The organism is Pelagihabitans pacificus (genome assembly GCF_009371985.2).
GTDB lineage: Bacteria > Bacteroidota > Bacteroidia > Flavobacteriales > Flavobacteriaceae > Pelagihabitans > Pelagihabitans pacificus.
Window position 1 is genome coordinate 450,576 of record NZ_VIKU02000004.1, and the last position, 26,059, is coordinate 476,634.

General features: G+C 45.0%; 23 protein-coding genes. 7 read left to right on the top strand and 16 right to left on the bottom strand.

Annotation, left to right across the window (positions count from 1 at the left end; all coding sequences use genetic code 11):
• Window positions 1–73 precede the first annotated feature (73 nt).
• The 5 genes from FK220_RS15035 to FK220_RS15055 all read left to right on the top strand — a co-directional run bounded on the left by FK220_RS15035 (window position 74) and on the right by FK220_RS15055 (window position 5,136).
• Window positions 74–1,156, top strand: coding sequence for a diphosphomevalonate/mevalonate 3,5-bisphosphate decarboxylase family protein (locus tag FK220_RS15035; RefSeq protein WP_152575160.1), 1,083 nt, complete (start codon window positions 74–76; stop codon window positions 1,154–1,156).
• Window positions 1,157–1,342: 186 nt separating this feature from the next.
• On the top strand, window positions 1,343–2,281 hold the full coding sequence (locus tag FK220_RS15040; RefSeq protein ID WP_152575161.1) for a mevalonate kinase family protein: 939 nt from the start codon (window positions 1,343–1,345) through the stop codon (window positions 2,279–2,281).
• 12 nt (window positions 2,282–2,293) lie between these two features.
• A complete protein-coding gene (locus tag FK220_RS15045) occupies window positions 2,294–3,214 on the top strand; it encodes a geranylgeranylglycerol-phosphate geranylgeranyltransferase (RefSeq protein WP_152575162.1) in 921 nt (306 codons plus the stop codon).
• Window positions 3,199–4,149: a carbon-nitrogen hydrolase family protein gene (locus FK220_RS15050; protein ID WP_152575163.1), complete on the top strand. Its 951-nt coding sequence runs from the start codon at window positions 3,199–3,201 to the stop codon at window positions 4,147–4,149. The genes FK220_RS15045 and FK220_RS15050 overlap by 16 nt, the downstream gene beginning before the upstream one ends.
• Window positions 4,150–4,293: 144 nt before the next feature.
• Window positions 4,294–5,136, top strand: coding sequence for a pseudouridine synthase (locus FK220_RS15055; RefSeq protein ID WP_152575164.1), 843 nt, complete (start codon window positions 4,294–4,296; stop codon window positions 5,134–5,136).
• A 9-nt stretch (window positions 5,137–5,145) separates the two neighbouring features.
• On the opposite strand, the gene argH is transcribed toward FK220_RS15055, so the two are convergent.
• From argH to FK220_RS15100, 9 genes are all read right to left on the bottom strand, one after another.
• Entirely contained in the window at window positions 5,146–6,438 is a 1,293-nt protein-coding gene (gene argH, locus FK220_RS15060) for an argininosuccinate lyase (RefSeq protein WP_152575165.1), read from the bottom strand.
• A 59-nt stretch (window positions 6,439–6,497) separates the two neighbouring features.
• On the bottom strand, window positions 6,498–7,574 hold the full coding sequence (locus FK220_RS15065; protein ID WP_152575166.1) for a M20 family metallo-hydrolase: 1,077 nt from the start codon (window positions 7,572–7,574) through the stop codon (window positions 6,498–6,500).
• Window positions 7,575–7,576: 2 nt separating this feature from the next.
• Window positions 7,577–8,350 carry an acetylglutamate kinase gene (argB, locus tag FK220_RS15070; protein ID WP_152575167.1) on the bottom strand — a complete coding sequence of 258 codons (774 nt, stop codon included), beginning with the start codon at window positions 8,348–8,350 and terminating at the stop codon, window positions 7,577–7,579.
• A 99-nt stretch (window positions 8,351–8,449) separates the two neighbouring features.
• Window positions 8,450–9,391 carry a Rossmann-fold NAD(P)-binding domain-containing protein gene (locus FK220_RS15075; protein WP_152575168.1) on the bottom strand — a complete coding sequence of 314 codons (942 nt, stop codon included), beginning with the start codon at window positions 9,389–9,391 and terminating at the stop codon, window positions 8,450–8,452.
• Window positions 9,392–9,519: 128 nt separating this feature from the next.
• On the bottom strand, window positions 9,520–10,653 hold the full coding sequence (locus tag FK220_RS15080) for an aspartate aminotransferase family protein (protein WP_152575169.1): 1,134 nt from the start codon (window positions 10,651–10,653) through the stop codon (window positions 9,520–9,522).
• A gap of 94 nt (window positions 10,654–10,747) precedes the next feature.
• On the bottom strand, window positions 10,748–11,542 hold the full coding sequence (proC, locus tag FK220_RS15085; protein ID WP_152575170.1) for a pyrroline-5-carboxylate reductase: 795 nt from the start codon (window positions 11,540–11,542) through the stop codon (window positions 10,748–10,750).
• A 31-nt stretch (window positions 11,543–11,573) separates the two neighbouring features.
• On the bottom strand, window positions 11,574–12,548 hold the full coding sequence (gene argC / locus FK220_RS15090; protein WP_152575225.1) for an N-acetyl-gamma-glutamyl-phosphate reductase: 975 nt from the start codon (window positions 12,546–12,548) through the stop codon (window positions 11,574–11,576).
• Window positions 12,541–13,731, bottom strand: a complete 1,191-nt coding sequence (gene argG, locus FK220_RS15095) for an argininosuccinate synthase (RefSeq protein ID WP_152575171.1) — start codon at window positions 13,729–13,731, stop codon at window positions 12,541–12,543. The genes argC and argG overlap by 8 nt, the downstream gene beginning before the upstream one ends.
• 89 nt (window positions 13,732–13,820) lie before the next feature.
• On the bottom strand, window positions 13,821–14,450 hold the full coding sequence (locus FK220_RS15100) for a GNAT family N-acetyltransferase (protein ID WP_152575172.1): 630 nt from the start codon (window positions 14,448–14,450) through the stop codon (window positions 13,821–13,823).
• On the opposite strand from FK220_RS15100, the gene FK220_RS15105 reads away from it, so the two are divergent.
• Window positions 14,450–14,596 carry a hypothetical protein gene (locus FK220_RS15105; protein WP_166204937.1) on the top strand — a complete coding sequence of 49 codons (147 nt, stop codon included), beginning with the start codon at window positions 14,450–14,452 and terminating at the stop codon, window positions 14,594–14,596. The two genes, FK220_RS15100 and FK220_RS15105, sit on opposite strands and share 1 nt — an antisense overlap.
• Window positions 14,597–14,667: 71 nt before the next feature.
• Here FK220_RS15105 and FK220_RS15110 read toward each other — a convergent pair whose 3' ends face one another.
• On the bottom strand, window positions 14,668–16,029 hold the full coding sequence (locus FK220_RS15110) for a mannosyltransferase (RefSeq protein WP_152575173.1): 1,362 nt from the start codon (window positions 16,027–16,029) through the stop codon (window positions 14,668–14,670).
• Between the two features lie 226 nt (window positions 16,030–16,255).
• Here FK220_RS15110 and FK220_RS15115 point away from each other — a divergent pair, with 226 nt between their 5' ends.
• Complete coding sequence (locus tag FK220_RS15115; RefSeq protein ID WP_152575174.1) at window positions 16,256–17,767, top strand: NADP-dependent isocitrate dehydrogenase; 1,512 nt, start codon at window positions 16,256–16,258, stop codon at window positions 17,765–17,767.
• A 91-nt stretch (window positions 17,768–17,858) separates the two neighbouring features.
• Here FK220_RS15115 and FK220_RS15120 read toward each other — a convergent pair whose 3' ends face one another.
• From FK220_RS15120 to FK220_RS15145, 6 genes are all read right to left on the bottom strand, one after another.
• Window positions 17,859–19,343, bottom strand: a complete 1,485-nt coding sequence (locus FK220_RS15120; protein ID WP_152575175.1) for a cellulose synthase family protein — start codon at window positions 19,341–19,343, stop codon at window positions 17,859–17,861.
• A gap of 1 nt (window position 19,344) precedes the next feature.
• Window positions 19,345–20,040 carry a glycosyltransferase family 2 protein gene (locus FK220_RS15125; RefSeq protein WP_152575176.1) on the bottom strand — a complete coding sequence of 232 codons (696 nt, stop codon included), beginning with the start codon at window positions 20,038–20,040 and terminating at the stop codon, window positions 19,345–19,347.
• Between the two features lies 1 nt (window position 20,041).
• On the bottom strand, window positions 20,042–22,444 hold the full coding sequence (locus tag FK220_RS15130) for an alpha-L-rhamnosidase-related protein (protein WP_152575177.1): 2,403 nt from the start codon (window positions 22,442–22,444) through the stop codon (window positions 20,042–20,044).
• Window positions 22,444–22,899, bottom strand: a complete 456-nt coding sequence (locus FK220_RS15135) for a toxin-antitoxin system YwqK family antitoxin (protein WP_152575178.1) — start codon at window positions 22,897–22,899, stop codon at window positions 22,444–22,446. The genes FK220_RS15130 and FK220_RS15135 overlap by 1 nt, the downstream gene beginning before the upstream one ends.
• A gap of 123 nt (window positions 22,900–23,022) precedes the next feature.
• Window positions 23,023–24,606: a 4Fe-4S binding protein gene (locus FK220_RS15140; protein WP_152575179.1), complete on the bottom strand. Its 1,584-nt coding sequence runs from the start codon at window positions 24,604–24,606 to the stop codon at window positions 23,023–23,025.
• A 58-nt stretch (window positions 24,607–24,664) separates the two neighbouring features.
• The gene (locus FK220_RS15145) at window positions 24,665–26,011 is read right to left on the bottom strand and encodes an NAD(P)/FAD-dependent oxidoreductase (protein ID WP_152575180.1); all 1,347 of its coding nucleotides are present in this window, start codon (window positions 26,009–26,011) and stop codon (window positions 24,665–24,667) included.
• Window positions 26,012–26,059 lie beyond the last annotated feature (48 nt).

Below are 26,059 nucleotides of genomic sequence, written 5' to 3' on the forward strand. Positions count from 1 at the left end.
AAATAATGATTTATTTCATTGACCCCCATCGCAAAACCCCTTAAAAACTATCTTTGCACAAATTTTTAATTTCATGACCGAAAACGATTTTGTCCCATTGCCCTACACCCAAGAAAAGTCTGAGGGAACAATTCGGTGGAAATCACCCAGTAATATCGCTTTGGTTAAGTATTGGGGAAAAAAGAAGCATCAGATTCCGGCCAATCCTTCCATCAGTTTTACCCTGAGTGCAGCTACCACCACTACTACGGTCAGTTTCAAGAAAATGGACAAAGCCACCAAGGAGTTCAGTTTCGATTTCTTTTTTGAAGGGCGACCCAAGGAAGACTTCAAGCCAAAGATTTTAGCTTTTTTTGAGCGCACCGAGGACTATCTTCCATTTTTAAAACAATACCAATTCACCATTGAAAGCTCCAACTCCTTTCCGCATAGCAGCGGAATTGCATCCTCGGCGAGCAGTATGTCCGCTTTGGCGCTATGCCTGATGGACCTGGAAAGGGAATTGAATCCCGGAATATCATCGGATTTTTTCCAGAAGAAAGCATCTTTTCTGTCTCGATTGGGTTCGGGAAGTGCCTGTAGAAGCATTAGTGGAAGTTTGATGCAATGGGGAGCACATGACGAAATTGAAGGAAGCTCGGATCTGTTCGGAATCAGCTATCCATACAAGGTACATCCAGTTTATCAAAATTACCATGACACCATCTTGTTGGTCGATAAAGGGCAAAAGCAAGTAAGCAGCACCGTAGGCCACAATTTGATGCACGATCATCCCTATGCGCCGACACGCTTTGCCCAAGCCCATACGAATCTGAGCCAATTAAAATCTATTTTTGCAAACGGGGACTTAACGGCATTTATTGAAATTGTCGAAAGTGAGGCACTTACACTACATGCTATGATGATGACCAGCCTCCCTTATTTTGTATTGATGAAACCGAATACCCTTGAAATTATCAATCGCATTTGGGCATTTCGCGAAGCATCCAAAAAACCGGTTTGTTTTACTTTGGATGCCGGTGCGAATGTACATGTGCTTTATCCCGAAAATGAGAAAGAACCGATTTATGGGTTTATCCAAGACGAATTGCTAACGTATTGTGAAAAAGGACAGCATATTTGCGACCGGATCGGGTTGGGAGCAACAAGGGTTTGATTTCAATGGTATGAACAAGATGACGTTGCGACAGGTACTTAACGTATCGATAGAAAAATGATTTTAGCGGCAATACTTCGACAGCGTCCAGTTTTTGTTTATCTTTACCATGATATTGTTGAACATTTATTTGAATAGATATAACAAAGTGTCAACAATGTTTAAAAGAATAGTATTTTTAACCGTATGAAAGGACCCCTGTTTTACTCTAAAATTCTCCTTTTTGGGGAATACGGCATCATCAAAGATTCCAAAGGACTCTCTATACCCTATAATTTTTTTAAAGGAGCTTTAAAGACCGATGGTAACGAATCGGAAAGCGCCATTAGGTCGAATAAGAACCTTCGGGCCTTTAAGGGCTATCTGGAAAAGCTTGCCGTGGAAGACCCTGAATTGGTACGCTTTGATATCAATGCAATGACATCCGATATTTCGAAAGGCATGTATTTCGATAGCTCTATTCCACAAGGCTATGGGGTAGGTAGTAGCGGTGCGTTGGTAGCTGCTATTTATGACAAATATGCCCACGATAAAATAACGGTTCTTGAAAATCTTACCAGGGAGAAACTATTGAAGCTAAAGCGGATTTTTGCGAGGATGGAGTCCTTTTTCCACGGAAAATCTTCCGGGCTCGACCCCTTAAATAGCTATTTGAGCCTTCCTATACTGATCAACTCACAGGATAATATCGAGTCGACCAGCATTCCCTCGCAAAACACCGAAGGAAAAGGAGCCGTATTTTTACTGGATAGTGGCATGACCGGCGAGACGGCGCCCATGGTACAAATCTTCATGGAAAAAATGAAGAACGAGGGCTTTAGGAGCATGTTAAAAGATCAATTTATTAAACACACCGATGCCTGTGTCGAAGATTTTGTGAACGGCAATGTAAAATCACTCTTCGGAAATTTGAAACAGCTTTCCCATGTGGTCTTGGATCATTTCAAACCGATGATCCCCGCTAAGTTCCACGAACTCTGGAAGCGGGGTATCGACACCAATGAGTATTACCTCAAACTCTGCGGCTCGGGAGGCGGTGGATATATATTAGGCTTTACCGAAGATTTCGGCAAAGCGCAAAAAGCCCTCAAGGACTACAATTTGGAAGTGGTTTATAACTTCTAATTCCTTCCCTACATGTTAAGTCGAAAGAACAAGCTCTTGCTTTTAAAGTTGTTGAGCCTGTTTTCCGTGGTGCGGGGTTACAACATTCTCATCATTGTAATCGCCCAGTATCTGGCCTCGATTTTTATATTGTCGCCCGATTTGCAGCTTAGGAAGGTGGTATTCGACATCAATCTTTTTTTAATAGTCTTGGCATCCGCCATGGTCATTGCCAGTGGCTATATCATCAACAATTTTTACGATGCCGAAAAAGACCTTATCAATAAGCCACGTAAAAGTATGTTGGATCGTCTGGTAAGCCAACGTTTTAAACTAACCACCTATTTCTTACTTAATTTTCTAGCTGTATTCGCTGCCAGCTATGTCTCCTTTAAAGCTGTGGTATTCTTTTCGGCTTACATTTTTGGTATTTGGTTTTATTCCCACAAGCTAAAGAAAGTTCCTTTTGTCGGGAATGTCGTTTCGGTAACGTTGGCCATAGCACCCTTCTTCGCGGTATTTGTGTATTACAAAAACTTTGAAACCGTCATTTTTGTACACGCTATTTTTCTTTTTTGCCTCATGCTCGCTCGGGAGATGATCAAAGACCTCGAGAATATCGCCGGGGACCTTGCCCAAGATTACAGGACGATTCCGATAATCTATGGGGCAAGAATCTCTAAAATCGGGATATCCATTTTAATTCTACTAACGTTAGTCCCTTCCTGGTTGCTGATAAAAAAATTCGAAATCGGTTCGATGGACTACTATTTTAAAGGATGCGTTCTGTTGCTGGTTCTGTTTCTAATGTTGCTTTGGCGTTCCAATACTAAAAAAGACTATGTTTGGTTGCATAACATATTGAAGTTTGTCATCATCGTCGGCGTATTCAGTATTTTATTGATCGATGTAGATCTAGTTTTAAATCGATTACTTTCATGGAAAATCATCTAAAAGTAGCCTTGGCGCAAATAGCACCGGTTTGGTTGAACAAAAAGGAGACCCTTCAAAAAATCGAAGCGACCGTTGTCGATGCCGCAAATGAAAAGGCTGAATTGATCGTTTTCGGGGAGGCACTGTTACCTGGCTATCCCTTTTGGTTGGCGTTAACTGAGGGTGCGTCATGGAATCTCAAGGTGAACAAAGAGTTGCATGCACACTATGTTCGAAATTCCATACAGATAGAAAAGGGAGAACTCGATACGCTTTGTCAGCTGGCCAAAAACAAGCGTATTGCCGTATATCTTGGAATTATTGAACGTCCAAAAGACCGTGGGGGAAACAGTATTTATTGCTCATTGGTCTACATTGATATGACGGGGGTAGTTCGTTCCGTACATCGAAAATTACAGCCCACTTATGACGAACGACTTACTTGGGCCCCAGGCGACGGGAATGGATTACGAGTACACTCCTTGAAGCAATTTACCGTGGGTGGGCTCAACTGCTGGGAGAACTGGATGCCCTTGCCACGTGCCGCCTTGTATGGCCAAGGGGAAAATCTGCATGTCGCCGTATGGCCAGGAAGCGAGCATAACACCAGGGATATTACCCGTTTTATTGCCAGGGAATCGCGTAGCTTCGTAATTTCGGTGTCCTCCTTGATGCGGAAGGAAGATTTTCCAACCGATACCCCACACTTGGATATTATCCTGAGAAAGGCCCCGGAGGTGTTGGCCAATGGGGGTTCCTGCATTGCGGGTCCCGATGGGGAATGGATTTTAAGTCCGGTATTACAAAAAGAAGGACTGATTTTTGAAACCTTGGATTTCAACCGGGTGTATGAGGAGCGGCAGAGCTTTGACCCAGTAGGACACTACTCACGACCCGATGTCACAAAGCTATCGGTGAATCGGGAGCGCCAGTCCACCACATTTTTCAAGGATTAACCCCAATCCCTGATTATCGGTAAGCATTTTCGAGCGGTTATGCCCAGGTATTTAAGAGGCGTATTCAAGAACGAATGACGAAATCCTAGGGCCGGAAGGCAAGTACATCCAAAACCCTTGTGTACCTTTGCCAAAAATGAAGCCATGGGTAGGTCAGACTTTAACAAAGACAATAAACGATCGGGAAGACAGGGGGGTGCTTATCGAAAAAAGAGCTACGCTCGCGGAAATGCCCCGATCAAAAAAAAAACGGGGCCTCGGCAACCCTCAGACCCTAATTTAATTCGCTTAAATCGCTATGTGGCCAACTCAGGGGTCTGTTCCCGGCGTGAGGCCGATATTTATATTGCGGCAGGCAATATAACCGTAAACGGTAAGCCCATTACTGAAATGGGCCATAAGGTGCGACTGACCGATGAGGTAAAGTTCGATGGGCGTTTGCTCAATCCTGCGAAAAGAGAATACGTATTGCTGAACAAACCTAAGGATTTTGCTACCACCGGACGTGACGACAAAGGCCGTCGTACTGCTCTTTCCCTCATCTCAAAGGCATCCAAATCGGAATTGAAACCAGTGGGAAAACTCGATAAAGCCAGCATGGGACTCCAGTTGTTCACCAATGACGGCGAAATGGGCAAGCGGTTAAACAGTCCAAAAAACGGGCTTCGACAGTTGTATCACGTTGAACTGAACAAACCGCTCCGAAGTGCCGATTTAAAAAAAATTCAAGAAGGGTTGCCGGTCGATGAAAAAGTGGTGAAGGTAAAGGAAATCAGTTTCGTCGATAAGGCGCCTAAGAATCAGGTGGGTGTTGAAATTTATAGTACCCGGAACAATATCGTACGTCGCCTTTTTGAGGAGTTGGAATATGAAATCGTAAAACTCGATCGGGTGGTTTATGGCGGGCTCACCAAAAAGGACCTTCCCCGTGGCCATTGGCGATACCTAAGCGAGCAGGAGGTTATTAATTTGGGAATGATACAATAACCGGAAGAGTCACCTATCCATAGAAATTACCTGTTGCATTTTCTTCCGGATTTCATCCAAACACAAATTCCCCAGACTGCCCTCATGGGTGTGTTCGATATCGCGTTTTGGGGTAAAGGTACCTTGTTGAATTTGCTGCCCCATTTGCTTATAGGCGTCGCGAAAAGGCATTCCTTTTTGTACGAGTTCGTTCAAGGTATCCACACTAAAAAGATAATCGTATTTGGGGTTTTGAAGAATGTTTTCGTTCACACGAATTTCCTTTAAACTGAATGTCAAAATCTCAATACTGGCCTTCATATCCTGAATGGCAGGTACAATAATTTCCTTTACCAATTGCAAATCGCGATGATAGCCGCTGGGAAGGTTATTGATGACCAAGGCCAATTGGTTGGGCACCGCCTGCAACTTGTTGCATTTGGCCCTGACCAGTTCAAACACGTCCGGATTCTTTTTATGGGGCATGATGCTACTACCTGTCGTCAGTTCATCGGGGAAGGAGATAAAATCGAAATTCTGGCTCATATAGAGACAGATGTCCATTGCCAGTTTGGATAGGGTGGAAGCGATACTGGCCATTCCGAAGGCGGTGGCTTTCTCTACTTTTCCACGTGCCATCTGGGCAGCGACCACATTGTATTTCAAGGTTTCAAAACCCATTTCCTCAGTGGTAAAGCTTCGGTCGATCGGAAACGAACTTCCGTAACCAGCAGCACTACCTAAAGGATTTTGGTCGACCACTTTGTAGGCCGCATCGATGAAATATAAGTCATCGATTAGACTTTCCGCATAAGCTGAGAACCAAAGTCCAAAGGAGGATGGCATTGCAATCTGTAAATGTGTATAGCCGGGAAGGAGCACCTTTTTGTATCGTTCCGCCAAATTGAGCAGCAAATCGAACAAGGTCTTGGTTTCTGCCTTGATGTCTGTAAGCTCTGCCTTTAAGTACAAATGCATGGCGACCAATACTTGGTCGTTCCGGGATCGTGCGGTATGTATTTTCTTTCCGGTGTCCCCCAGCTTTTCGATAAGAAGGTATTCGATTTTGGAATGCATGTCCTCGAACGACTGCTCAATGGTAAAACGGCCCTCTTCAATAGCCAATGCAATGGTATTCAGTTGATCGACCAAGGCTGTGGTTTCCTGCTGGGTCAACAATCCGATTTTCCCCAACATCCTTGCATGGGCCTTAGAGGCTATCACGTCGTATTTGGCCAAGTGCAAATCCAGTTCCCGGTCGTTACCTACGGTAAAATGGTCTATCTTTTGGTCGGTGCTAAAACCTTTGTCCCAGAGTTTCATTTGTTCAGATGTTAGATTGTAGACGTAAGACTAAGACCGATTCCAATGAATCTAAAATCTCAGGTCTTAATTTTTTTTAAAAATCCTTTTAAAATTTTAATATACAAATCAATTCCTTCCTCGATTTCATGTACGTAAATATACTCATTGGCCGAATGGGAACGGGTGCTGTCTCCCGGTCCCAGTTTTAATGATTGACAGCTCAGGGCCGCTTGGTCGGACAGCGTAGGCGAACCATACGTTTCCCTGCCCAGGGAAATGCCCGACCGTACCAAGGGGTGGTCTTTGGCAATCGCCGAGGAGTTTAGGTCCAGCCCGCGTTCCTGCAGCTCGCACGGGGCCTCGGACTTTAGCAAATGGGCAATTTCCGAATTGGTGTACTGATCATTGACTCTCACATCGATGACCAAATTTACCTGCGCGGGCACCACATTGTGCTGACTGCCGCCGTTGATTTGGGTTACGGTCAATTTCACAGCTCCCAAGGCTTCGGAGACCTTCCCGAAGGTATAGTTTTTAAACCAATCCAATACTTCGATCGTATTATATATAGCATTGTCGCCGTTCGGATGCGCCGCATGCGAAGGGGTGCCTTTCACGACCGCATCGAAGACCACTAGCCCTTTTTCCGCAATGGCCAACTGCATCTGGGTAGGCTCGCCTACGATGGCCACATCGATTTTTGGTAAACTGGGGAGCAAGCCCCTTAAACTGTTCTTTCCTGCGTTCTCCTCTTCCGCTGAGGCGACCATCAAAATGTTGTGGTCGAGGTTTTCGGCTTCATAAAAATACGTAAAGGTCGCTAGCAGCGAAACCAAAGCCCCGCCGGCATCATTACTTCCCAGTCCATAGAGCTTTCCGTCCTCTATGTGAGGAAGAAAGGGATCCTTGGTATAGGCCTTGTTTGGCTTTACCGTATCGTGGTGCGAATTCAAGAGCAAGGTGGGCTTTCGCTCATCGAAGTGTCTGTTAACGGCAAACACATTGTTGTTTATCCTTTGGAAAGGAATGTCGAAAGCTTTGAACCAGTCTTGAATGGCCTCAGCTGTTTGGTCTTCTTCCTCAGAGAACGATTGAATGGAAATCAATTTTTTCAATAGCTCCAATGCCTTTTCCGTGAGTGTTTCCTGTTCCATTTTTATAAGGTTATAGTAGTAAATAAGTCTGCTCCGGGCAAAATCATCGAAGTATCGCCGATACAGACTTGGTGTACGTCGTGATGCAAGGCATGAAAGCAGTTTTCGAGTTTGGGCAGCATTCCATCGGCTATGATGCCCTCCGTTGCAAGCTCTTGATATTTTTTTGAATCGATATGTTCGATGACGGAGTCCTCGTTCGAAATATCCAATAAAACCCCTTTTTTTTCAAAGCAGTAATACAGGGTGATTTTATAGCTTTTGCTCAAGCCAATAGCCAGTTCGGATGCAATCGTATCGGCATTAGTATTCAATAATTGCCCTTTGCCATCATGCGTCATGGCACAAAAAACAGGAGTGAGTCCGGCACTCAATAATCTTGAGATGGTAGCGGTATTTATTCCATCAACATCCCCTGCAAAGCCATAGTCGATATCTTTAACGGGACGTTTATGGGCCTGAATGGTATTGCCATCGGCACCGCTTAACCCAATGGCATTGCAATCATGGGCTTGTAATTCGGCAACAATGTTCTTATTGGTCAGGCCGGCATAGACCATGGTAATGACCTCCAAGGTTTGGGCGTCGGTAATGCGGCGGCCACCCACCATTTTGGATTCGATTCCCAGTTTGGTGGCCAATCGGGTCGCAAGTTTTCCGCCACCATGTACTAGGATCTTATTGCCTTCCATTTGGGCAAAGGATACGAGAAATTGTTTCAGCGCTTCACGCCCCTCTATGACGTTTCCTCCGATTTTTATTATTGAAAGTTTCATAAATCCATTTTCTTCTTTTGAGCCTCTATGTCGTCCCGGTGTAACTTCGCTGGTCAATTTCTGTTGTTATTCGATGAGTTACACCGAGAAGTTGGGTTTTTACGGATTGCTATCCAATATCTTTTTCAACACCACCTGTGCGGCATAGGTCCTATTGTTGGCTTGTTCAATGACCAATGACCGAGATCCGTCCAGGACGGCATCTTCGACCACAACATTTCTGCGCACCGGTAAGCAATGCATAAATTTCGCCTGGCCCAATTTCCCTTTTGTCATCATCCAGCTGGTATCCCGATTCAACACGCTACCGTAATCGGAATAACAACACCAGTTTTTGACGTAGACGAAGTCTGCACCTTTCAGCGCTTTGTATTGGTCATATTCGATGGTACTTCCTTTGGTAATTGAAGGGTCGAGTTCATAACCTTTTGGATGGGTGATTACGAAATCGGCCTCTTGTCGCTGCATCATCCGTACAAAAGAATTGGGAACCGCGTGGGGTAGGGCCTTGGGGTGAGGCGCCCAAGAAAGTACCACCTTGGGTCTTTTCTTTTGTGCATTTTCGGCCAGCGTAATCGCATCGGCCAACGCCTGTAGGGGGTGGCCCATCGAGCTTTCCATGTTCACTACGGGAATAGCGGCATGTTCCACAAATCCGTTCAACACCACGTCGGCGGCATCGATTTCCTTATCTTTCAAACCGGCGAAGGAGCGAATTGCGACAATATCACAGAATTGGGCCACAACCTTAGCTGCTTCCTTGATATGCTCGGCACTTCCTTGATCCATTACAGTACCATCTCCAAATTCCAGGCTCCAACTCTCAGTGCCGAAGTTCATGACCATCACTTCCATTCCCAAGTGCATTGCCGCCTTTTGGGTACTCAGGCGGGTACGTAGGCTGTTGTTGAAGAACAGCATGCATAGTGTTTTTTCTGCTCCCAGTAATCGATGGGCCCTCGGGTTTTTTTTCAACTCCCTGGCTTCGGTCACCCAATCGGGTAGTGAGTCGATGTCATTGATAGATAGGTAATGTTTCATAACTAATTTCTTTGCAATCCTTCCCTCGAAGGAGAGAGTCCATTATCCTTTATAACGTAGAGTCCAAACGGTCTCATCGGGCCTTGTTTTAAAAAAGCGCCAGGACTCGTCCCGACGCAGTGTCGATCTTAGGCTTTGTACAATTCTTTTTTAAGTGCATCGAAAAACATATCGAGATGCTCCTTGGTGATATTCAATGCCGGTAAAACACGAAGTACATGTTTGTCTTTGGCTCCTCCCGTAAATAGATGTTGATTATAAATCAATCCTTTACGCAGTTCGGCTACTTCGAAATCGAATTCGAGCCCCAACATCAACCCTCTTCCTTTCACCCGTTTTACTTGGGGTATTTCCTTAGCTTTTTCGATAAAGTAGTTCCCCAATGCAGCAGCATTTTCGATGAGGTTTTCCCGTTCGATCACTTCCAAAACGGCCAGGGTAGCGACGCAAGCCAGATGGTTGCCCCCGAAGGTGGTACCCAACATGCCGTATCTGGCTTTGATATGCTCGTGAATCAAAATACCTCCTACGGGGAAGCCGTTGCCCATGCCCTTGGCGATACTAATGATATCCGGTTGGATGTCATGATGTTGGAACCCGAAAAACCTTCCACTACGGCCAAAACCCGACTGCACTTCATCGGCAATCAATACTACATGGTTTTGCTTGCACAATCGAGCGATGTTTTTATAGAATTCGGTCGTCGGTTCATCCAGTCCTCCGACCCCTTGTATGGCCTCCAGGATCACTGCACACACATCCCCTTTATCTACCTCCCTTTTGAAGGCCGCCAGGTCGTTCAACGCTAGGAAAGTGACCTGTTGTAATTGATTGATAGGGGCATTGATGGCCGGATTATCAGTGGCCGCCACAGCAGCGGAGGTTCTACCATGAAAACTATTATGAAAGGCAATAATCCTTGATTTTCCCGTTTGAAAGGAGGCCATTTTTAGGGCATTTTCATTGGCTTCGGCCCCTGAATTGCAAAGAAATAGGTTGTAATCCCCACAGGCTGAAAGATTTCCCAACTTGGTAGCCAGTGCTGCCTGTAACGGATTTTGGACTGCATTGCTATAAAAGCCGATTTGGTCTAACTGGTCTTTCAAACGGCTGACATAATGTGGATGCGAGTGTCCGATGGAAATGACGGCATGCCCCCCATAAAAATCCAAATATTCCTCTCCCTTCTCATCGGTCACTACGACGCCCTTGGCGGAAACCGGGGTTACATCGTATAATGGATAAACATCGAATAGATTCATATTTCAAATTCAAATTCAAGTTTAAAAATCAAATTCAAGAATACAGCCCCTGCCTTTCGTTTTTGTATTTGATTTTGACGTTTGTGTTTGTTTTTCATCTCGTTTTAAATTCCGTTATCTTATTGAAAGATGCTACAATGCCCTGAATCAACGACGAGCTGAGTCCTTGATGTTCCATTTCGTTCAGACCCTGAATAGTACAACCCATGGGGGTGGTCACCCGATCAATTTCCTCTTCGGGATGATTGCCCGATTCGATTAATAGGTTGGCGGCTCCCTCGCATGTGTGCATGGCGAGTTCCTGGGCTTCCTTTGCGTCGAATCCCAGTTGAATGGCACCTTGGGTAGTGGCGCGGATCAATCGCATCCAAAAGGCAATACCACTGGCACAAATTACCGTGGCGGCCTGCATTTGCTCTTCTGGTACTTTCAGTGAGTGCCCCATTCTGTTGAAAATGGCCTTCGCCAGTTCAATACGTTTTTCACCCATGGTATTTGCACAGATACAGGTCATCGATTTTCCCACCGAAATAGCAGTGTTGGGCATGCTACGGATGATGAAGTTGTGCTTTCCGATGATTCCTTCTATTTTGGCAATGCTGAATCCCGTAATGGTGGAGATGACCACGTGTTTATCCGTTAACAGGTCTTTGGTATCCTCCAGGATCTGTGCAAAGTGTCCAGGTTGGACAGCAAAAATCAGGATATCGGAGTTTTGTACTGCTTCCCTGTTGTCGGACGTCACCACGACGTTTCCATAGTTTTCGAAGTTCTTGATCGATTCGATATGGCGTTTGGTGAGGTACATCTTGGTGGCCCCGTTGCTGTGCAAGATACCCTTGGCAATGGATAGGCCCAGGTTTCCGGTTCCTATGATGGCTATTTTCATAATCTTAGTTTTCTTATTCTGTTTTCCTTCGTTAGTAAACCCCTGCTTTTAAGCGCAGTCCCATCGTTTCTTCCAATCCGAACATCAGGTTCATGTTCTGTACGGCCTGTCCTGATGCCCCTTTCAATAAATTATCAATGGCCGAGGTAATCAAAAGCGTATCGTTGTGCTTGTGCACATGGATGTGGCACTGGTTCGTGTTCACGACTTGCTTTAAATGAATGGGTGCTTCGGCCATTTGGGTGAACACCGCATCCGCATAAAACTTTTGGTATAGTTCCTTGGCAGCCGCCTCGCTTCCCGAAAAATGGGTGTAACATGTGGCAAAGATACCCCTGGTGAAATTCCCCCGTATGGGTAGAAATAGCAACTCGCCGACGTCTTCCTGTAGCGACCGTAGGCTTTCACCGATTTCTCCCAAATGCTGATGGGTAAAGGGCTTGTACCAACTCACATTGTTGTTTCGCCAACTAAAGTGGGTTGTTTCGGAAGGGCGCACACCGGCCCCGGTACTTCCGGTAAGGGCGTTGATGTGTACATCCCTTCCTAGTCTATTTGCTTTCGCTAGAGGTAAAAGGGCCAGCTGTATCGCAGTGGCAAAACAGCCAGGATTGGCAATACGGTTTGCCCGTTGTATATCCTCCTTGTTTAACTCGGGCAGGCCGTATACAAATTGCTTTCCGCCCAAGGCGGCATCCTTCTGCAAACGGAAATCATTGCTCAGGTCGATAATCTTGGTGTTTGCCGAAAATTGATGATCACCTAGGAACTGAATTGAATTCCCGTGTCCCAAACATACAAACACCACGTCAATGTCGAGGTTCACCCCCCCTGTAAATTCCATTTCGGTCTCACCCGTAAGATCGGGATGGGCAGAAGCCACTTTTTTGCCAGCTCTTGTGGTACTATAGACAAAATCGATTTCGGCTTGTGGGTGCTGCAGTAAAATACGTATCAGCTCACCTCCGGTATATCCCGAGCCACCTATGATACCTGTTTTAATCATCATCTTGGTTTACATAGTTATAAATCTTACCAGGGTTGGAAAGGATTTTGATAAACCCTTTAGCGTCCTCGGATGTCCAGGCTTTGTTCATTTCACCGTAGCTTCCGAACGAGGCATTCATCAAATCGTGCTTTGAGGAAATACCATTCAAACGAAACTGGAAGGGGTAGAGCCCTACGAACACCTCCCCCGAGACCGTTTTTTGGGTGTCGGTCAAAAATACTTCGATATTTCGCATTACGGCGTCGAGATAATTCCCCTCGTGCAAAAGCATTCCATAGAAATTACCCATTTGTTCCTTTTGGTACTGTTGCCATTTGCTCAGGGTGTGCTTCTCGAGCAAATGATGTGCTTTTAGGATAATGAGTGGTGCGGGAGCTTCAAAACCGACCCGGCCTTTGATGCCTATAATGGTGTCGCCCACATGAATGTCTCTTCCGATCGCATACTTAGAGGCCATAGCATTTAGTTTTTCGATATTCGCGACGGGCGAATCTTGCCTACCGTTAATGGCCACTAGTTCCCCTCTTTCGAAAGTAAGTGTTACTTCGGAAGGTGTTTTCTCCTCCAATTGACTAGGGTAGGCACTATCGGGTAGCGGTTTTTCCGAGGTCAAGGTTTCCTCTCCGCCCACCGAGGTACCCCATAATCCTCGATTGATGGAATATTTCGCCTTTTCCCATGAATAATCGATGCCATGTTTTTGGAGGTAGGCAATTTCTTGTTCCCTGGATAGTTGTTCGTCCCGAATAGGGGTGATAATTTCAATATCGGGGGCGATGATCTGGAAGATCATATCGAACCGAACCTGATCGTTCCCGGCTCCGGTACTACCATGGGCAATGTACTTGGCGCCAATTTTCTTGGCATGGTTCACGATTTCAATGGCCTGTACAATTCGCTCGGAACTGACCGATAGCGGATAGGTGTTGTTCTTCAGGACATTTCCAAAAATCAGATATTTGACCACTTTGTCGTAAAAAGTCTTAACCGCATCGATAGAAGTGTAGGAACTGGCTCCCAACTGTAGTGCCTTTTCTTTAATTGTCGCAATTTCTTCTTTTGAAAATCCGCCGGTATTCACGCTGACCGCGTGTACTTCATATCCTTTTTCCCGTGAAAGGTATTTTGCGCAATAAGAGGTATCCAATCCGCCGCTATACGCCAATACGAGTTTTTTCATAATCTGCTATTCTAGTATGTCGTTTCAAGCGGAACCGGAATTGAATTTTAAGATAGGATGCATCTCGATATCCGCTCGAAACGACAGGGTTACTTTGTTTTGTTTTTACTTAGGAACAAGCTCTCTTTAATACTCTTTAATCTTCGGAAGGCCTTGCTGTTTACTTTCTTTGTTTCTTTGTTTTCCTGTTTTGCTTTAACGTTCGGGTCGTATAACATACCCGTACATAGGCACATCTTTTGTTCGGTTCTCGTGAGAATGTCAAAATTCTTACAAGTTTGGCATCCTTTCCAGAATTCGGGGTCGTCGGTCAATTCGGAAAAGGTCACGGGTTTGTAGCCCAACTCGTAATTAATTTTCATCACGGCCAGGCCTGTGGTGATTCCGAAGATTTTGGCGTCGGGAAATTTTTGTCGTGACAGTTCAAAAATCTTTTTCTTTATTTTTTTAGCCAATCCCTGCGCCCGATAGTCCGGATGCACAATGAGCCCTGAGTTGGCAACATATTTATTATGGCCCCAAACTTCTATATAGCAAAAACCGGCAAAGGTCTCCCCATCCAAGGCGATGACGGCGTTTCCGTTCTCCAATTTTTTATGGATATACTCCGGGGTACGCTTGGCAATACCCGTGCCCCTTACCTTGGCCGATTCGCCAATAGTGTCACAAATGATCGGGGCATACTTAAAATGGGACTCGTTAGCAATGACGATGTTCATTGAAACTTTTTTTAAAAATTAAATGGGAAAACTGTTCGGTCGAAAACGGAAATGGACTCACCTATTTCCAAAATTGGAAGCGCACCCTTACGGGCGACGACGAACGGGCGCAAAAGAACGTACCGGAACAATCGGTAGAAGGATAGAAATAGAATGTAGTTCATTTTGCATTACCCACCAAATGTACAAATTATATTGAATTGAAGGGATACGTGCGCTATTTTTTGCGAAATAACATTTTTTTACCCTGTCGTGTGATAATTTCGTATCCTAAAAAGACGTATACCGCAAAATACTCAATCGCCAATAGCCCAAGGTTTTCTTTAAAGTCGCCATTGGAATAGGCAAAATAACTCAAAACCACCACTGCCGACCAAAGGATAGCAAAGCGATACTCGGTAAAAATGCATAAGGTGACCAGGAAGATTAGATACCAAGGATGTACGGTGGAGGATGAAAAATAATAGAAGCTCAGCAACCAGAGCATAGAACCCATTAAGACCCCAAGTTTTTGATTGTTGCGAAAAAAGGTCAGCAACAGGGCCACCGCAATGGTTAGCCAAGGGGTAATCCTCCCATAGGTCTTGATCAGTTCCCAGGGTTTCGCATTGAACTGCACGGCCAGTTTTTTGATACCGTTGTACAAACCGGCATTGAATTCGAAGTTTGAAAACCAAAGCCCGACCGTCTTTGAGTAGTTATCGATAAAATCGGAAGAGTAAAATGGCAGTATCAACAGCGAACAGGTGACACCTACTACAACATAGAAAAGGATGCTTTTCTTGAATCCAAAATATTTTAAAAAAAGAGGTAGAAACAGAAGTGGCACTAATTTTACACAAATGGAAAAAGCATAAATAACTGCTGCAGGAAACCATTTTTTTATCGATAGCAAGTAGAGGGCCCAAACAAAAAAGAAGAGCATGACCCCTTCGAAATGAAGGTTTCCGGTTAGTTCGATGATTATTAGGGGATTCAGAAAATACCAAAAAATTAAATGGGGCGATTTGTTGAGATTACGAAGCAACTTGCGACCAAAATAGAAGAGACCTACGTCGGCGAGGATAATAACGCTCCGCATAGCGATGATCGAACCGAACACACTTTTTCCTCCCAACAAGGCTACTAGGCCAAAGATAAGTTGATTCAAGGGCGGATAGTTGCTAAAATGCCGCGAGCTCAAACCTCCCATACCCTCGTAAAGTATCTGGGCATTGGCGATGGCCAAATCGGCCTGTTGGATCAAGGTGTCGGGAAGATGTAAATAAGGGTTCAAGCCAAGACGGACCAATTCACCATCCCAGATAAAACGGTAGAAGTCTTGGGAAAGATTGGGTTCGGCCACCAAAAAAACCAGTCGGAACAGGATGCCGACTGCAAGAAGAAACTTAAAGTTCCACTTTTCGAATTGAATCAGTTTAAAACATAGGAAAAACAGAGCCGTAAAAAGGGTCAGTAGCTTTATAAAATCGGTGCGAACAAGCTGGTACGCAAAGGTGTAATAAAAGAGCCCTGCCAATAAGGCCAATAGGATCGAAGTCCTGTGCAATTTCCAATAGGTCACTAGTTGGCTGGGCACTTGTTAGCAAGGTTGTTAGTTACGGACTAATTTAAAGGTTTTTGAGGAGAAACCTAGCGGTTGTGTTATCGAGATGTTAATGTGTCAATGATTCGGATTGAATATCCTACCACCTGCGTCAAACCTCTGTACGTATATAAATTATGTATATGTATTCAATAATTATTATAAATAATAATATATGAATTAGTTTAATGATCTTTGCTCGAACAATAACTAAAACCGTATGAACATACAAGTAGCAGCTCAAGGAATAGAAAACAAAAGAACCATTAAAAAAGTAAAGATAGCGGTTGCACATGGGGATGGTATCGGCCCGGAGATTATGGACGCGACCTTGAAAATTATGGAAGCGGCAGGGGCCCAAATCGTGACCGAACCGATTCTCTTGGGGGAACAGGCGTATTTGGCTGGAAACACTTCGGGCATCGCTCCCGAAACATGGGAGGCCCTTCACGACGCTAAAGTCATTCTTAAAAGTCCCATCACCACCCCGCAAGGAAAGGGATATAAAAGCCTAAACGTTACCCTGCGAAAAACCTTGGGGTTGTATGCGAACGTGCGGCCTGTGCGTTCCTTGAGCCCCTATATACATACCCATTTCCCGAAAATGGATGTGGTCGTTGTGCGTGAAAACGAGGAAGACCTCTATGCGGGTATCGAGCATCAACAAACCCAGGATGTGGTTCAATGTTTAAAGCTGATCACACGGCCCGGTTGCGAGAAAATTGTTCGTTATGCTTTTGAATATGCCCGTTTACATGATAGAAAGAAGGTTACTTGTATGCTCAAGGACAATATAATGAAGTTGACCGATGGACTTTTTCATCGTGTCTTCGATGAAATTGCGGCAGAATATCCAAACATTAAAAGTGAAACCCAGATTATCGATATCGGGGCGGCCCGTTTGGCAGCGAGACCGGAAGAGTATGATGTCATCGTTACCTCAAATCTATATGGGGATATCGTGTCGGATATTGTGGCCGAAATCGCCGGTTCGGTGGGGATGGCGGGATCAGCAAATATTGGATTTCGTGTGGCCATGTTCGAAGCCATTCACGGTTCGGCACCCGACATCGCGGGACAGAATGTAGCCAACCCCTCCGGTTTGCTGAACGCGGCAATAATGATGTTACGCCATGTAGGACAGACAGAGGTGGCGAAAACAATTGAGGATGCTTGGTTGACCGCCTTGGAGGGTGGGCATCATACGGCCGATATCTATCAAGAAGGTGTCAGTGTTCGAAAAGTATCGACCTCCCAATTTGCCGAAGTGGTCATTGCTTGTTTGGGCCAAGAACCGCAAAAGTTAAAATCGACCAACCTGGTTTCTGGAGCTGGGAAAATGAATATGCCCTCCTTTACGCGCAAAGCGCTACAAAAAGAGTTGGTAGGGGTCGATGTGTTTATTGACTGGCAGGGTTCTGATCCGGAGGAAATCGGTAAAAAGTTATCCAAGGCGGCTGCCTTTCAGTTGAAGTTAAAAATGATTACCAACCGCGGAGTGAAGGTCTATCCTAATGGGTCACCGGAAACCTTCTGTACCGATCATTGGAGGTGTCGTTTTGTGGCATCGAATGCCCAAATCGATGGAACGCCCATTTATGAAGCAGTTGAATACGAAAGTGTGATTGCCCTCCTGTCAAAATTGCATCACGAGGAATTCGATGTCATCAAAACCGAAAACCTATATCAATTCGATGGCCAAAGAGGCTTTTCGTTAGGGCAGGGCGAGTAGTACGGTCCTACATTTACTTGAAGGAGTACCAAATATATCGATTAAAGAACGGTTAAGTGGCTTCCCTTTATGATAAACAGAGAGGAAGAAGTTATGCCCGGGCCGTCAACGACTTAAAAAAGACAAATCCAAAACCAATGAACAACATGAAATGGAAAGGGAAGAGTCCAAAGTCGTTTAGGGGAATCGCCAAATACATACCGTAGAGAAAATAAAGCATCAAGCCGAATTCCAGGAGCATATTAGGAGACAATTTCTTGGTCAGATATTTATTGCCTTTCCAACTTTCCGTTAGGCTATTGATATTGAATTTTGGGGTGCGCACAAATTCACTTCGCTTACCGATATGGCCTTCCAATACAGCGATGGAATTATGCAAAGAGAAGCCCAAGGCTACCGAAAAAAAGGTAAAAAAGAGTTTGATATAATCCACGAAGTTGTCGAAGCTGCTTCCCTGAATACTTTTATAGGTAAACCAATAGCAGACGAACAGGATTACTGTGCTCAGAATAAAGAAACTCAAGGCATCGAATACCAAATCGAACTGGGGATACATGTTTTTGATCCACATGGTGGGTATACTCAAAATCGCGACGATAAAGACGCATAGGAACATGCTACTGTTCAACAAGTGCATCACGCCATGGAATTTAGTCTTGAACGAAATGTTCTTTGCACTGATCACACTCCACACCGATTTTCTAAAGTTTTCGGCCCCACCCTTGTTCCAACGGAATTGTTGTGAACGAGCGGCACTAATGACCACGGGAAGTTCCGCAGGTGTTTCTACATCCTCCAAATACTTGAATTTCCAGTTTTTCAACTGGGCTCGGTAACTAAGGTCAAGGTCTTCCGTGAGGGTATCGCCTTCCCAGTTTCCAGCATCCAAGATGCATTCTTTTCGCCAAATACCTGCGGTGCCATTAAAGTTGATAAAATGACCTTTGGCATTTCGGCCAACCTGTTCCAAGGTGAAATGGGCATCCAAGGCAAAAGCCTGGATTTTAGTCAGTACCGAATAGTCGCGGTTGATATGGCCCCAGCGGGTCTGTACTACCCCGATTTCGGGATCTTTGAAATAAACGACTGTCTTTTTGAGCCAATCGCTGTCGGGCAAGAAGTCGGCATCAAAAATAGCGACGAAATCCCCTTTGGCTATTTTAAGACCTTCTTTCAACGCTCCGGCCTTGAATCCTTGTCGGTTTTCACGGCGAATGTGTTGAATGTCCAGTCCGGTTTCCTGAAGTTCCTTGACCCATTTGGCGGTATCGACTACGGAATCGTCCGTGGAATCGTCCAACACCTGAATTTCCAATTTGCTCTTGGGATATTCGATCTTGGCAATGTTCTCCAAGAGTCGTTGCATTACATATTCTTCGTTGTAAACGGGCAACTGAATGGTCACCATGGGAATTTCCCTTGGATCCATCAGATTGAATTTCGGTGCGTTCTGGTTTTGTTTTTTGTAGCCCAAATAGTTGATTAAAAGATTCAACTGGGCCAAGCTGTAGAAAAAAATCAATAGCAACGCGATACTGTAGATAGCGATGATGATATAAGCGATAGTTAGTCCCATGTTATTTGATGCTGTATTTGAAAATCCAACCTAATATTTTTATGCCCGCAAATATACTACCTTTTACGGTACCTGACACCTTTGAAATGCCAATTCTTCGTTTGTAACGTACTGGTACTTCGGTATATGTCAGTTTTTGTTTCAGTGCTTTCAGTTGCATTTCCACTGTCCAACCATAGGTCTTGTCCTCCATCTGCAAGGCCAATAATTGGTTGTACTTTATAGCCCTAAACGGTCCGAGGTCGGTAAATGTTGCCCCGAACAGTAATTTCATCAAGCTGGTAGCCAACCAATTTCCAAAAATTTGTTGGGGTGTCATGCTGCCTTCTTCCCTCAGTTGCTTCACCCGCGCACCCACCACGAAATCAATACCATCATTTAAAATGGGTGCTACCACTTTTTCGAGTTCTTCCGGATAATCGGAATAGTCTCCGTCGATAAATACGATGATGTCGGGTGCTTTGGACTGTTTCGCTATGTAATCCATACCACAGAGGCAGGCATATCCGTACCCCTTTTTTTTCTCGGTAAGTACTGTAGCCCCGGCATTGCGGGCATTTTTGGCCGTTGCGTCTGTTGAATTATTGTTTACAACTATTATCTCCGAAACCGATTTTGGGAGCTCCTCGATGACCTTTGCGATGGAATCGGCTTCATTGAAGGCGGGAATAATCACTCTAATGTCTTTCTCCGACATGCTATTGGTTTAATTCGTATTGATGTCTTCCCGGTCGAAGAGTCTCCGTCGTTCCGTTCCAGATGATTTCTCCCTTGATGTTTTCTGGTAGCACGATTTCGGCGAAAAGTCGACCCTCGGATCTTTTAAGGTTAAAATGAATGGTTCCCTTAGTGGTCGGCATAGACCCCTCAATGGTTTGCAGTATTCCGAATACCGGTGCAATCCGAATTTCTTCGAAGTTGTTCTCTTTGGATTGGATACCTGCCAAATAGGTCAAATAAAAATAAGCGGGCGAGGCACTCCATGGATGCACTTCCGAACGGGTGGGTTTGGTGGTCGATTCGAAACGTTCCAAGGTGGTCGTCATATGGTCGGCGACCATTTTCTCCCAAGGTTGTTGGGCCAAATCGAAGAGCTCGGGCACCCCGACCTTCTTGATGGCTTCGAACAGATAAAACCGATAGTAATAGGTGGCTTGCAGCAGGCTTTTGTCCTGTAATATACTATTTAGCAGAGATTTTTGCTCAGATGGGGCAATAGCATCCGTGAGAATGGCCATGATATTGGTATGTTGGTCGTACACCGATTTATCGGGACGCTCCGCAAACAGTTTTCGATCCGAATCGTAACAAAGTTCGTAAACGGCCCCTTTTATTTCATTCGCCCGATCAGCGAATTGTGCTGCCTGATGTGTATCCCCGGCGGCTTCAAATAAATTGGCCGCGTTCATCAATGCATGTGCATAGTGCAAGCTCACTACAGCCGAATTCTCTCCCCCATTTTTGGTGGCGGTACCTCCCCCATTGTCGGGATTTTGGTACCAATCGACAAAATAACGGTAGCGTGTCCTGTCGACCAAGTGGTTCGACTTCATGTTTTTCTCGAATCCGTTCAGGGTATGTGCAATTCCGGCTTTGTATTTTTCAATGATTGTCGTGTCTCCGGTCAAAGCATAATGGTCGGCCACCATGTCGACCCAGATAAGGGAGTAGGTGGGAAAGATAAAAGTAGACCGCAAGGGGTAGGCCCCTAGAAGATTTCCTTCGGCGTCACGGGAATGGTGAAACTGCCGAAGGGCATTTTCAGTGTGGGCAAGACTACCGCTAAGGGCTTGCCAGATGAGCGCATGTACCTTAGTATCGCCTATGTACTGCATCGTTTCATAATACGCGTCACTCAGGAAATAATCCTGCGTGCACAGATCTACGGTACGTTTGCAGATAGCAAAAATCTCATTATATGTCCCATTATCACTCGTAAAGGTAGCGGTCGATGCGAGGGTAGTGCGCGAACGGTAGTTTTGGAGACGGTCGAGCACGAGCTCCGAGGGTCCCGTCTCGATATCCAATTGGATAAAACGAAAAGTACGCATCCAAGTGGGAAGAAATTGCTGACCAGGGCTTCCGTCGGAAAGGACATGATCGAAATACCCGATCAATTCCTTTCCCTCGATTTGGTTTCGGTCTCCTTTTTCCTTTTTGGGCCCAAAGAGGTTTTCGGCATACCTTATCTTTATGGACGCCCCCTTGCCTCCGCTGAAGGAAAGTTCTGGAAACCCACTGGTGACCACTTTTTTATCGATAAGAAAGGAAGCCTTGATGTTTGCCGGAATACGCAGGTTTCCAGACGTGGGAAACGAGGTAGCACCTATGTTTTGGGAACGTACTATGGTACCAACACCTTCCTGTTCCCAGGTTAATAGAGGTAGGTTCCTGGGCTCAAGCAAATAGGCGATGGAACCACCCATACTGCCGGTACTTTCGTAGAAGCTGTTTTTTTGCCAGGCAGAATCATCGAATTCCGGTTGCTCCCAACCTTTTGGATGGTGTTTCATGGTAATGTAATCAGTTGGATTGTTGGCGTAGAAGCCCCCAATAATTCGATTTTCCCCAGGGCTTCTCCAGTGCACCTCCGAGGCTTTATACGAATTGTCCAAAACACATTTCCAACCGTCATCAGGACCTTTGGTCGTCAGCATTTTGGCATTTTCGGTTACCCCGTTGACCATTAAGGCGGTGTAAAGGCTTTGAAAACCCAAAAAACGTTTTTTGCCATAGTTCACCACTTTGACGGCGATGATATTTTTTCCGTTTTTGAGCAGGCCCTTGAGATTCAGCGATTCGAATTTCCAGTGCTGCATGTCGCCCAGCTGTGGGCCGTGGGTTACGAACGAGCCGTTTACGTAGAGAAAGTAGTGGTTGTCGGCCGAAATGTTGATGATAAAGTCTTGGTCGGAATTGTGGACGGTAAATACGTTTCGAAATAGAATAACCCGGTCTTCGCCGCCTTGAATATCGGGATGGCTTACCCAATTGGCCTTGATTTGTTCGATACCGTATTGGATATCCGGGAAGTTGAGTTCGCTTTGCGCGTGTATTTCTAGGAAGGAAAGGAATAAGGATACCAGGAGTATATAGCGCATCACCTTAGATCAGAGAGATTGTTGTCCTTTTTAAAACTGCTAAGACTATACCAAGACTTGATTTTTTTACCATTTCGATATTTTTCCGCAGCAATCAGTTTGTTGTTCCGATATTGAAGGCAAAAACCATTTTTCTTCCCATTGCTCAATTGGCATTTATGGCCCAACTTGCCCCGATCATCATAGAAAAGCCACCAGCTGGCCTTCATCCCATTCTGATAATGGCCTTCCTTTAAAAGAAAGCCTTTAGGGGTATAAAAATACCAATATTCCTGACGTTTCCCATTTTCGTAATGTCCCTTTTCCGAAATTCTTCCGTTAGAATGGTAGTATCGCCAGTAGCCTGTTTTCTCTCCATTTTTTAGCCAGCCCTCGGACTTTGTATGTCCGCTTTGATAATATTCCTTATGGTATGCCGCCATTTCATTGGAAGCATATCCGAAGAACGATACCATGCAGGCCAGAAGGAACGATTGAATAAACACAGTTTTTTTAAACTTGGTCGGGCTTATAACGATAAGTTAACATCCAACTCTTTCTTCGCTTTATTTTTTAGACTTCTTAACCGACATTTCGCCCTATTTGTTGTTTACCAATGCCATCAGGTCAGGGTCGTTGCCCAAGAGGACTTCGGTCGGGTTGATGCGACCTTCCAAAGGGCCATTTTCCAATTTTAAAACCCCGCGTGGACAAACGGCCGAACAGATACCACAACCCACACAGCTCGAACGCACTATGTTCTCGCCTTTTTGGGCATAGGCCCTCACATCGATACCCATTTCGCAATAGGTAGAGCAGTTTCCACAAGAAATACATTGCCCTCCATTGGTAGTGATCCTAAATTTGGAGAAAAGGCGCTGTTGAAACCCTAAAATAGCGGCCATAGGACAGCCAAACCGACACCAGACCCGATTGCCGAAAATGGGATAAAAACCGGTACCGATGACGCCTGAAAAAATACTGCCGATCAAGAAGCTATAGGTCGTGCGAAGCGTTTCCGACTTGAATATGAAAATGTTGCCTTCTCCACTGAAAAAATGCAATCCGATCAGCGTGATGATAACTACAAAATAGCCAATGGCCCCATATTTGGCATCTTTTTGTAGCTCCTGTCTTTTGTATATCATTACCCAAGCAAAGACCAAGGTCAAGATGGTTCCGACCCCAAGGAGGAAGGTTGACTTGGTCAACCAATATTTGGAAGTGTCGTTTCCTAGATACGAATAGACCACGGCAGTGGTCATCAAGGTAACGAACACGACTACACTATGTACGACCCAACGCTCTATTTGCCAGGCCGATTTACTCTTATCGCTTAATTGGCGAAACGCATCCCCCGCGGTTTCCGCCAATCCGCCGCAACCGCAAACCCAAGAACAATACCAGCGCTTCCCGAATTTATAGGTAAGGATCGGACTGATAATGAATATCGATGCGATACCGAATAACAACATTGCCATGCCCACATCACCTGCATCGATGAAACCGTTGACTCGGTACCGTTCGAAATTATAGTAGTTCAAGGGCCACATGTTCTTCAAGTCGTAATAGGGCAGATCTCCGTTAAGTCGAGCCATGATTTCCGGGATGATAAAGGCAAAGGCGGTCTGAAAAAACATGACACTAACCGTTCGAATTTTTTCATAGGAGTTATGTCGGTACTTCCACATGAACTTAATCCCGAAAGCCAGTATGGCAACCGTGTAAAGCGTACCATACACAAACCATTGGCTAGCCGGATTGCCACTCAACATTTTGCTCAAGGGATCGAAAAGGGCAATAACCCCGGTATTCTCACCATCTTTTACCAGGCCTAAATATTGGGGATAAAAGTAAAGCACGATATAGAATCCTGTAAGGGCAATCCCCGCCATCCAGGCCAAGACTCCTCTACTGGACATCGATTTGAACCAAACCCCATCATTTTTAATTCCCTTGGACTTGTGGCCGTATGCCGCTTTGGAAAACCAAACTACACCAACAAATATCGCTGCTAAAGAAATGGTAAGCCATAATCCACTATTTGGGAATTCTAGGTTAAACAGGTTGAGGGTTAAGATTCCCAAACCGATCATTCCCACCAGTGTCGCCAATTTTTGACCTGTGTTCAAGGCTTTTGGTGGCTCCCCTGTAAGGGCCATGTTGTTATCGTAAGTGCTCATATTAGGGTTGTTAGTGTATTAGTTGTAGTTTATAGATGGTTTTAATTCGCATGTGGTGTTATATTCTTTCGAAGATTCTTTTCCAGCTTTTTTTCTTAGGCAATATCGAAGTCCCAAGCTCGGAATTATAGCTAGCCACTATTTCTTCCTCGTACTGCGCATAAAACTCGGGGTCGAAATTGGCATCCTTCAGATGCTCCATCACATAGTGTATATCACGTTCCTCGGTCAGCCAACGATCGAATATTTCATGTCGCATACGAATACCAAATGTATTGATACCCAAAAACTTCTGTGTCTTATGACAATAGGCCATGGTGATGCATAGTTTTTCATTCGGATGTCGCCAATGGAAATGCTGCTCCGTTTCCTTCATATTGCGCTCGCTAAATACCCACCCATAAGTTTGGTATTCGATATCGAGGAATTTGGCCGAATTGAACCAATGTCCGGGATCATACTGTCTTTTATTGCCACAGATAGTATGGGCTACTGTTTCGCCCATCATCCGCCCTGTATACCATACCGCTTCTACCGGACGACGGTTGCCGATGGCTTCATGCTGTTCGGCGCAGTCTCCTATGGCATAGATGTCCGGAATATTCGTCTCGAGATACCGGTTCACTTTTACACCGCGTCCCAGTTCGATTCCCGAATCCTTCAAGAAGGCTACATTGGGGGAGACACCGGCGGTAAGACCTACGACATTGCATTCGATGGTGTCACCTTTATCGGTTGTTACCGCTTTGGCCCTTCCGTTTTCATCGGCAATTATTTCTACCAAGTTGGTATCCAAACGCAGATCGATGTGATGTTCTAGAATGTGTTCATTGATCATTTGCGATTCGCCTTTCGGTAGCACCCCATTCCAAAAACTGGTTTCCCGTACCAAAAAAGTAACGGGAATATTGCGGGTGACCAACATCTCGGCCAACTCGATGCCAATGAGTCCTCCACCAACTATGACGGCCCTTTTACATACTTTGTTATTGGGCGCATTCTTTTCGAGATTTTCCAAATCTTGCTTGTGATAGAGTCCTTGCACCCCTTCCAAGCCCTGTCCAGGCCAACCAAATTTGTTGGGCTTGGATCCTACTGCAATGATCAATTTGTCATACGCCACTTCCGATTTGTTGGAAAGGACCAGTTTTTTGCTCGTATGGTTTACTTGATCGACATAGCCCTTGACCAGCTCGATCCGATTCTTTTTCCAAAACCAGTTTTCATAGGGTTGCGTATGCTCAAATTTCATGTGTCCCATGTAAACATACATGAGCGCCGTACGAGAGAAGAAGTAATCGGTCTCCGCCGATATGATGGTGATTTTCTTATCGGAATTCTTTCGGATATGTCTTGCGGCCGTAACGCCCGCAATCCCATTTCCGATAATTACAATGTGTTCCATGTATTTTTTGTTGGTGGTTGTATGCTGTGTCGTTGATGTGGGAATGAA